Origin of the sequence: Streptomyces sp. SID9727 (assembly GCF_010550605.1) — a bacterium.
GTDB lineage: Bacteria > Actinomycetota > Actinomycetes > Streptomycetales > Streptomycetaceae > Streptomyces.
The window spans coordinates 1-8,941 of record NZ_JAAGNI010000437.1 but is presented as its reverse complement, the minus strand read 5'-3'; the positions used below and the strand labels follow the sequence as shown (position 1 = coordinate 8,941).

Genomic DNA, 8,941 nt, shown 5'->3' with positions numbered 1-8,941 from the left:
CAGGCGGGACTTTCGAAACACGCCCTAGGGCCTGCCGCCGCCATCCGTACGCCTCACCCGGGATGCCGGTGGTGCCGTCGCGTGTGACGGTGACCGCATGGCTTCGGGACGGCTCCGCGCGCACTGCTCCCGGGGCGTGGTCTGTCTGGTGCTGACGGCGGCCGCGGCCCTGGGTGCCGCCGCTCCGGGCACCTCCGGGCCGGCCTCGCCCTCTCCTACGTCCAGCGGTTCGCCGCGCGCCGGGGAGATGCAGTCGCCGCTCGCCGGGTGGCCCGCCGGGGCCGGGCGGGAGCGGCCCGGACGGTCGGCCGCCGAGGTGGCGCGTCAGGACGCGCTGGAGGGCCGGGAGCCGCGGCCGTCGCCGTCCGAGTCCGCCGCCGTGCCGGTCTTCACCCCCGACCCGGCCGACTTCCGGGATCCTCCCGCGGGCCGGCAGGCCCTGAGCGGCGCGGCCGTGCGGCGCTTCCAGCAGCTGTCGCTCGGCGCGGGAATCGCCCTGGTCGGGCTGGGTCTCGGCTTCCTCGCGCTGCGGATGCGCCGGGCCCGCTGACCGTGCGGCCCTCCCTTCGCACCACCGCGGCGGAGACTTGCGGTGATCAACATACTCGGTATACATACTCAGTATGTCGATCCGTCACGGGCTTCTCGCCCTCCTGGAGCGCGGGCCGCGTTACGGCTCCCAGCTCCGCACCGAATTCGAGTCGCGCACCGGCTCCACCTGGCCGCTCAACGTCGGGCAGGTGTACACGACGCTGAGCAGGCTGGAGCGCGACGGCCTGGTCGTCCAGGACGGCGAGGACGACCAGGGCCACGCCCTCTACTCGATCAGCGACGCGGGGCGCACCGAACTGCGCTCCTGGTTCGAGACGCCGGTCGACCGCAGCAACCCGCCCCGTGACGAGCTGGCCATCAAGCTGGCCATGGCCGTCGGGGCGCCCGGCGTCGACATCAAGGCCGTCATCCAGGCCCAGCGTCACCACACCGTGAAGGCCATGCAGGACTACACCCGCCTCAAGGCGCGGTCCCTCGCCCAGGCCCCCGCCAACCGCGACGAGGTGGCGTGGCTGCTCGTCGTGGAGCAGCTGATCTTTCAGGCCGAGGCCGAGGCGCGCTGGCTGGACCACTGCGAGGCCCGGCTGATCCGCCTCGCCGAGGCCGCCGCGAGGGAGCCGGCGGCGGGCCCGCCGCCGGGCCCGGCCGCCCGCACCACCCGGCCCACCGCCCGGTCCCGCACGCGCCGCTGAGCCCGGCGCCCCTTCCATCCCATCCGTTCCGAGAGGGAACCATGTCCCTGCACGTCCCGTCCCCATCCGCCCCGCCCCTGCCGGTGGACGCTCCGGTGCTCGAACTCCGCTCGCTCACCCGCACCCACGGCACCGGCATCGCCGAGGTGCAGGCGCTGCGCGGCATCAGCCTGTCGGTGCACGCCGGTGAACTCGTCGCCGTCATGGGCCCGTCCGGATCGGGCAAGTCCACCCTGCTCACCCTCGCCGGCGGTCTCGACACCGCGAGCGGCGGCCAGGTGATCATCGAGGGCCAGGACATCTCCGCGCTCGGCCGCAAGGGCATCGCCGCCCTGCGCCGCCGCAGCGTCGGCTACGTCTTCCAGGACTACAACCTGATCCCCGCCCTGACCGCCGCCGAGAACATCGCCCTGCCCCGCGAGCTCGACGGCGTCTCGGTCCGCAAGGCCCGCAAGGAGGCCCGCGCCGCCCTGGAGGAGATGAACCTCCTGGAGATCGCGGACCGCTTCCCGGACGAGATGTCCGGTGGTCAGCAGCAGCGCGTCGCCATCGCCCGCGCGCTGGTGGGGGACCGGCGCCTCGTCCTCGCCGACGAGCCGACCGGGGCGCTCGACTCGGAGACCGGCGAGGCCGTCCTCGCGCTCCTGCGCAACCGCTGCGACCAGGGCGCGGCGGGGGTGATGGTCACGCATGAACCGCGTTACGCGGCCTGGGCGGACCGGGTCGTCTTCCTCCGGGACGGTTCGATCGTGGACCAGACGCTGACGGCCGGGGCCGACTCGCTGCTGGCCGCCGGGGGAGCCGAGTGAGCGTCTTCACGGGGTGGCGCGCCGCCCTCCGGATAGCCCGCCGCGACGCCTTGCGGGCCAAGGGCCGCAGCGCCCTGGTGGTCGCGATGATCGCGCTGCCGGTCCTCGGGGTGACGGCCGCCGACATCACGTACCGCAGCGCGGACCTGAGCCCGGCCGAGCAGCTGACGTCCCGGCTCGGCGCGGCCGACGCGCTGTACAGCGATGCGGGCCTGGGGCCGATCCAGCAGATGCCCGACGGCGACATGTACGACAGCGCGAGCGGCGAAGCGCCCAGCGAGGAACCGGCGCCGATCGACATGCGCGGCGCCTTCCCCGAGGGCGCCCGGGCGCTCAGTCAGCAGTCCGTGCCCGCCACGGTCACGACCACGTACGGGATCGCGAGCGTCGAGGTCGTCGAGTACAAGACCTCGGACCGCATGGCCCGCGGGCGGATCGACCTCCTGGAGGGCACGTTCCCGCGCGGCACGGGCGAGATGGTGGCCACCGAGCCGTTCCTCGATTCGGCGGGCCTGCATGTGGGCTCCGCGATCACGGTGACGCCGTCCGGCAAGAAGTACACGATCACCGGCGCGGTCGAACTGCCCGCCGACCTGGAGGCGAAGCAGCTGTACGCCGATCCGGGCGCGGTGATCGCTCCCTGGAAGGCGATGGCCGACCACGACAAGAAGGTCCCCGCGCCCAACGCGGGCTCGGCGCAGTGGCTGGTCGAGGGACCGGGGCGGGCCGGGATCAGCTGGGCCGACGTGCTGGCGGCCAACAAGGCCGGTGCCGTCGTCACCTCGCGGCAGGTCTCCGAGAACCCGCCGCCCGACTCCGAGATCCCGCTGCTCCGGTCGCACCCGGACTACAACGCGACGGGCACCGGGAGCGAGGAGACCAGCGCCGCCCTCGTCACCGTCGTCGCGATGACGATCCTGGAGATCGTGCTGCTGGCCGGGCCGGCGTTCGCCGTCGGTGCCCGCCGCTCCCGCCGCCAGCTGGGCCTGCTCGGTACGTGCGGCGGCGACCGGAGCCAGGTCCGCGCGGTGGTCCTCGGCGGCGGTCTGGTGCTCGGCGGTGCCGGCGCGGTCGCCGGTGTCGTGGTCGGACTGCTGCTCACGGTGGTCTGCCGGCCGCTGATCGAGGACTGGGCCGGGCACCGCTTCGGTTCCCTGGTGATACGTCCCACCGATCTCCTGGTCATCGCCGTGCTCGGCCTGATCACGGGTGTCCTGGCGGCGCTCGCCCCGGCGATCGTGGCGGGCCGGCAGTCCGTGCTGGAATCGCTCACCGGCCGGCGCGGGGTGCGCCGCGGCTCCCGGGTGCTGCCCGTCACGGGCGCCTGCGTGCTCGCCCTCGGCGTCCTCGTCGCCGTCTTCGGCGGCACCAGCGGCGATTCCACCCTGGTCGCCGGCGGTTCCGTCGTCGCCGAGGTGGGCCTGCTCGCCTGCATCCCGGTGATCGTCGGGCTGCTGGGCCGGCTCGGCCGCGGGTTCCCGCTCTCGCCCCGGATGGCGCTGCGCGACGCGGCCCGCAACCGGGGCCGCACCGCTCCGGCGGTGGCCGCCGTCATGGCGGCCGTGGCGGGGTCGGTGGCCATCGCCACCTACATGGCCAGCACCCTCGCGGAGTCCGACTACGACTACACGCCCATGCTCACCGAGGGGACGATCTCCCTGTCGGCGGGCGACGCGGAGGCCGTCGAACGGCTTCCGGCGGCCCGGGCCGCCGTGGAGCACAACATGGCGGTGACCGGCGGCCGGGCGGACATCTCCCGGGTGTGGGCGGGCAGCGACTGCAACGTCTACTACGAGGACGAGACCAGCTGCGGCTCCATGACGCTGGTCAAGCCCACCGGCAAGGGCCACACCTGCCCGCTCGCGGACAAGGGCGCCAGAGCGCTGGCCACCCGGCTCTCCGCCGACGAGCACCGCGCCATGATGCAGACCCCCGCGTGCGTGGACGCGCGCTTCTCCGTCGGCACCTTCAGCTCGGACTCCAACAACATCGTCGTCGGCGACGCGGCCCTCCTCGACACGTATGTGAAGCTCCACGACCCGGCGGCGGCCGCGGCCCTGAAGGCCGGCACCCCCGTCCTGCTCAACGAGGCGTACGCGGAGAACGGCGAGGTCACCCTCAAGGCCGACCACCGGTACAACCCCAAGGACAAGGAGAACCTCAAGCTGCACCCCGGCAAGGCCCGGAAGACCACCGACCGACTGAAGGTGTACGTCGCGAAGCCCGAGTACGCCACGACGCCCGGCATCCGCATGATCCTTCCGCAGCGGACCGCCGAACGCCTCGGCCTGCACACGCAGCCCTACGGCAGTGTGTACGCCGTCAGCCACCAGCCCACGGACGCGGAGAGCCAGCGGACGTCGGCCACCATCGACCAGGCCGGCGGCGGGCTCTGGGTGCAGTCCAACTCCGGCCCCAACGACCGGCGCAGCACCGCCCTGCTGATCCTCACCCTGTTCGCCGGGGTGGTGACCATGGGCGCCGCGGCCATCACGACCGGCCTGGCCAAGGCGGACGCGGAGGCCGACCTCACCACGCTCAGCGCGGTCGGCGCGCCCCCGCGCGTGCGGCGGTCGCTCTCCGGCTTCCAGTGCCTGGTGGTGGCGCTGACCGGCGTACTGCTCGGAACGGCCGCGGGGCTGGTGCCCGCGGTGGCGCTGCGCCTGGTCGATCTGCGCGACGCGATGGAGCAGATGCGCGAGCAGCCCATGGAGTCCCCGTACACGCCGATCGTGCTGCCCTGGGCGACGATCGGGTTGCTGGCCGTGGTCGTCCCGCTGCTGGCGGGTGGGCTCGCGGCGGCGTTCACCCGCTCGCGGGTGGCCCTCGCGCGGCGAGCGGGCTGAGAGCCGCTGGGCTGTTCGGTGCCCCCGGGACGGTGGATCAACCGTTTCCGGGGGCACCACAGTGGTGAACACCGTGTGTGCGAGACAATGGCGGCATGGAGATGCCGAGGAATGAACGGTCGCAGGAGCACCCCCAGGTCCTCGTAGTGGGGCAGGACGGAATGGCGATCGGCGGCGGTGGTACTGACGACGAGTCGCGGGAGGTCCCGGTGACGGAGATGGTCGAGCAGCCCGCGAAGGTCATGCGGATCGGCAGCATGATCAAGCAGCTCCTGGAGGAGGTCAGGGCCGCTCCTCTCGACGAGGCGAGCCGGGTGCGCCTCAAGGAGATCCACGCCGGCTCGGTCAAGGAGCTGGAGGACGGCCTCGCGCCGGAGCTGGTGGAGGAGCTGGAGCGGCTGTCCCTGCCGTTCACCGATGACTCGGTCCCCTCCGAGGCGGAACTGCGGATCGCCCAGGCCCAGCTGGTGGGCTGGCTGGAAGGCCTGTTCCACGGCATCCAGACCGCGCTGTTCGCCCAGCAGATGGCGGCCCGGGCCCAGCTGGAGCAGATGCGCCGCGCCCTGCCGCCCGGCAGTGGCCCGGAGGAGGACGGCGGACTCGACCCGCACGGCCCGGTCCGCTCGGGGCCGTACCTGTAACCGACCATGGATGAAGGGCCCGGCACACCGTGGTGTGCCGGGCCCCTCTCGCACGCCCGCGTGGGTTCAGGCGGCTGCCGGCGGCTGGAGCAGCACCTTGCCGATGTGGCTGCTGGACTCCATGACACGGTGGCCCTCCGCCGCGTCCGGCATCGGCACCGTACGGTCGACCACCGGCTTCACGACGCCCTCTTCGATGAGCGGCCAGACGTGCTCGCGGACCGCCGCGACGATGGCCGCCTTCTCGGCGAGCGGGCGCCCGCGCAGCGAGGTCGCCGTGACGGCCGCCCGCTTGTTGAGCAGCATGCCGAGGTTCAGCTCGCCCTTGGCGCCGCCCTGGAGCCCGATGATCGCGAGCCGGCCGTTGACGGCGAGCGCCTGCACGTTCCGGTCGAGGTACTTCGCCCCCATGAGGTCGAGGATGACGTCAGCGCCCGCCCCGGCCGTGGTCTCGCGGATCTCCTCCACGAAGTCCTGCTCGCGGTAGTCGATCAGGATGTCCGCGCCCAGCTCCGCGCAGCGCGCCAGCTTGTCGGGGCTGCCGGCCGTCACGGCGACCCGTGCGCCGACGGCCTTGGCGAGCTGGATCGCCATCGTGCCGATGCCGCTGGACCCGCCGTGCACCAGCAGGGTCTCGGCGGGCCGGAGGTGGGCCACCATGAACACGTTGGACCAGACCGTGGCCGTCACCTCGGGCAGCGCCGCGGCCCGCACGAGGTCGAGGCCCTTGGGTACGGGGAGGAGCTGGCCCGCCGGGACGGCGACCTTCTCCGCGTAGCCGCCGCCCGCGAGGAGCGCGCACACCTCGTCGCCGACGGCCCAGCCGGTGACCCCGGGCCCGAGGGCCGAGACACGGCCGGAGCACTCCAGGCCCGGATAGGGGGACGCTCCCGGCGGCGGGTCGTAGAAACCCTGCCGCTGGAGCACATCGGCCCGGTTGACCGCACTGGCCACGACGTCGACGAGGACCTCGCCCTCGCCGGGGACGGGATCGGGCACCTCGGCCCAGACGAGCGCCTCGGGGCCACCGGGTTCGGGGATCGTGATCGCATGCATGGTCGCGAGGCTACTCCGTGGGCGGGGGCGGCCTCAGGAACGCGGCATGCCCTGGTGCGGCGGGGTGGCGGGCGGCTCGTTCGAGGCGCGGACGATCGTGATCAGCCGGTCCGTCAGCTGCAAGGGACTGGCCGCCGGGTCGTCGTAGCCGAGCAGCCGGTGACCCCGCAGCACGTTGACGACGAGGTCGTCGGTCTCCCGCACGCCCTTGCCGACCTCGCTCTTTATCACCGGCCGCTCGACCAGATCGAGGCCGCTGCCCTGCTGGATGAGGTCCTCCATGACGGTGCCCGCGCTGGGGCTGAGCACGGAGAGGCCGAGCAGCCGGCCCGCCGCACTGGCACTGGTGATGACGGCGTCCGCGCCGGACTGCCGCAGCAGCGGGGCGTTCTCCTCCTCGCGGACCGCGGCCACGATCTTCGCACCCCGGTTGAGCTGGCGGGCGGTCAGGGCGACGAGCACCGCGGTGTCGTCGCGCTGGGTGGCGATGATGACCTGACGGGCCTTCTGGAGCTCGGCACGCAGCAGCACATCGCTGCGCGTGGCGTCCCCGACGACACCCGTGAAGCCCTCGGCGTTGGCGATCTCGATCACCTTGGACGCCGGATCCACGATGACGATCTGTTCCTTGCTCAGCCCGGTGGCGCACAGGGTCTGGATGGCCGAGCGGCCCTTGGTGCCGAACCCGACGACGACAGTGTGGTCACGCAAGTTGGTTCTCCAACGCTTCAGCCGGAAGTCCTCACGGGTCCGCTCCGTGAGGACCTCAAGAGTGGTGCCGACCAGGATGATGAGGAAGAGCACGCGCAGCGGTGTCACGAGCACCACATTGATGAGGCGGGCCCCGTCGCTGTACGGGGTGATGTCGCCGTATCCGGTGGTGGAGAGGGTGACCGTCGCGTAGTACACCGCGTCCAGCAGGTCGACCTTGCCGTCGGCCGCGTCGTGGTAGCCGTCCCGGTCGATCCAGACGATGAACACCGTGATGGCCAGCACCATCAGAGCCATCATCAGCCGCTTGGCCACCTGGCGCGCAGGCCCGTCGACGACCCGGCGCGGAAGCATCACACGGGTGGGGACGACCTGTTCGTCCGCCCGCCTGGCCATCGCGTCTTGGCCGGGAAGTTTCACGTGAAACACCCTTCAGTCCACGGCGTCGCCGAGGTCCACGGTAGGTCGAGGATCTCCACCTCGGTGCCGGACCGTACCCCGCCCGGCTCCACGACGGCCAACCCGTCTGCGGCGGCGATCCCGCGCAGCATGGCGGGACCGTTGTAGTGCAGTGGTACGACGTGCTCTGCCCCGCCCGCGGTTCCGGGTTCTCCGGCTGCCCGGTGGACCACGGGCACCAGCCGGGTGTCATGTGGATGCCCGTGCACATCGTCGCGTACGGCCACCCGGTAGGCGTCGTCGGGGGTGCGGCCGGCCAGTCCGCCGAGGAGCGGCCCGGCCAAGGTGAGCAGTCCGGAGACGGCGGCCAGCGGGTTGCCGGGCAGCCCGACGAGCCAGGGCCCGTCCGAGGGAAGCCGGGCCAGCAGCATCGGATGGCCGGGCCGCACCGCGACGCCGTCGACCAGGAGCCCGGCCCCGATCCGGTCGAGGACTCGGTGGACATGGTCGACGGGGCCGGCGGCGGTCCCGCCGGTCGTGATGATCAGGTCGGCCTCGGAGCCGGTGAGCGCCTTCCACAGGGCCTCCGCGTCGTCGCCGAGGCGCTGCGGTGGCGTGACCTCGGCACCCAGCGCGTGCACCCAGGGACCGATCATGGGGCCCAGCGCATCGCGGATCAGCCCGTCGTGCGGCAGCCCGGCGGTCAGCAGTTCGTCGCCCAGCACCAGGACGTCGACGCGCGGACGGGCGCGGACGGGCAGCTCGTCGTACCCGGCGGCGGCGGCCAGTCCGAGCACGGCGGGGGTGACGATCGTGCCGGCGGGAAGCAGGGTCTCCCCCGAGCGGCACTCCTGGCCGCGCGGCCGGATGTCCTGCCCCTGACCCACGGGCCGCCGCGCGTACAGGACCCCCTTGGCCTCGTCGGTGTGCGCGTGCTCGCTGCGGATGACGGCGGTGGCCTGGGCGGGGATACGGGCGCCCGTGGCGATGCGCACGGCCGCCCCGTCGGGCAACTGGGCGGGCGCGCCGTGGCCGGCGAGGATGCCGCCGCCGTCCCGGATGCTCCAGGGCCCCGGTCCGGCAACGGCCCACCCGTCCATGGCCGAGGTGTCGAAGGACGGCAGATCGGTGAGCGCGACCAGCGCCTCCCCCAGGACGCGCCCCAGCGCCGCGCCGAGCCCGAGCCACTCGGTACGCACGGCACCGCGCTGCCCGGCCCGCGAGGCGGTGGCCCG

The 8,941-nt window shown here is 73.2% G+C and carries 8 protein-coding genes; 5 read left to right on the top strand and 3 right to left on the bottom strand.

The features are described 5' to 3' along the window. Positions 1 to 97 precede the first annotated feature (97 nt). From G3I41_RS37210 to G3I41_RS30635, 5 genes are all read left to right on the top strand, one after another. Positions 98 to 550 (top strand): hypothetical protein, encoded by a 453-nt coding sequence (locus G3I41_RS37210; RefSeq protein ID WP_239081657.1) that lies wholly within the window; start codon positions 98 to 100, stop codon positions 548 to 550. Positions 551 to 623: 73 nt separating this feature from the next. Further along, the gene (locus tag G3I41_RS30650) at positions 624 to 1,244 is read left to right on the top strand and encodes a PadR family transcriptional regulator (RefSeq protein ID WP_164403800.1); all 621 of its coding nucleotides are present in this window, start codon (positions 624 to 626) and stop codon (positions 1,242 to 1,244) included. Between the two features lie 41 nt (positions 1,245 to 1,285). Continuing rightward, complete coding sequence (locus tag G3I41_RS30645) at positions 1,286 to 2,053, top strand: ABC transporter ATP-binding protein (RefSeq protein ID WP_164403799.1); 768 nt, start codon at positions 1,286 to 1,288, stop codon at positions 2,051 to 2,053. Further along, the gene (locus G3I41_RS30640; protein WP_164403798.1) at positions 2,050 to 4,899 is read left to right on the top strand and encodes an FtsX-like permease family protein; all 2,850 of its coding nucleotides are present in this window, start codon (positions 2,050 to 2,052) and stop codon (positions 4,897 to 4,899) included. The genes G3I41_RS30645 and G3I41_RS30640 overlap by 4 nt, the downstream gene beginning before the upstream one ends. Before the next feature lie 95 nt (positions 4,900 to 4,994). After that, positions 4,995 to 5,540, top strand: a complete 546-nt coding sequence (locus tag G3I41_RS30635) for a bacterial proteasome activator family protein (RefSeq protein ID WP_164403797.1) — start codon at positions 4,995 to 4,997, stop codon at positions 5,538 to 5,540. Between the two features lie 66 nt (positions 5,541 to 5,606). Here G3I41_RS30635 and G3I41_RS30630 read toward each other — a convergent pair whose 3' ends face one another. From G3I41_RS30630 to G3I41_RS30620, 3 genes are all read right to left on the bottom strand, one after another. Further along, complete coding sequence (locus G3I41_RS30630; protein WP_164403796.1) at positions 5,607 to 6,596, bottom strand: NAD(P)H-quinone oxidoreductase; 990 nt, start codon at positions 6,594 to 6,596, stop codon at positions 5,607 to 5,609. A gap of 33 nt (positions 6,597 to 6,629) precedes the next feature. After that, positions 6,630 to 7,703, bottom strand: a complete 1,074-nt coding sequence (locus G3I41_RS30625) for a potassium channel family protein (protein ID WP_164403801.1) — start codon at positions 7,701 to 7,703, stop codon at positions 6,630 to 6,632. A gap of 20 nt (positions 7,704 to 7,723) precedes the next feature. Continuing rightward, on the bottom strand, positions 7,724 to 8,941 hold a 1,218-nt coding region (locus tag G3I41_RS30620), incomplete at its 5' end, for a molybdopterin molybdotransferase MoeA (protein WP_239081923.1).

Excerpts from the sequence above, each read along its gene's own strand:
- G3I41_RS30645 (WP_164403799.1), top strand. The coding sequence starts at position 1,286 with ATGTCCCTGCACGTCCCGTCCCCATCCGCCCCGCCCCTGCCGGTGGAC.
- G3I41_RS30630 (WP_164403796.1), bottom strand. The coding sequence starts at position 6,596 with ATGCATGCGATCACGATCCCCGAACCCGGTGGCCCCGAGGCGCTCGTC.
- G3I41_RS37210 (WP_239081657.1), top strand. The coding sequence starts at position 98 with ATGGCTTCGGGACGGCTCCGCGCGCACTGCTCCCGGGGCGTGGTCTGT.
- G3I41_RS30625 (WP_164403801.1), bottom strand. The coding sequence starts at position 7,703 with ATGGCCAGGCGGGCGGACGAACAGGTCGTCCCCACCCGTGTGATGCTT.
- G3I41_RS30650 (WP_164403800.1), top strand. The coding sequence starts at position 624 with ATGTCGATCCGTCACGGGCTTCTCGCCCTCCTGGAGCGCGGGCCGCGT.
- G3I41_RS30635 (WP_164403797.1), top strand. The coding sequence starts at position 4,995 with ATGGAGATGCCGAGGAATGAACGGTCGCAGGAGCACCCCCAGGTCCTC.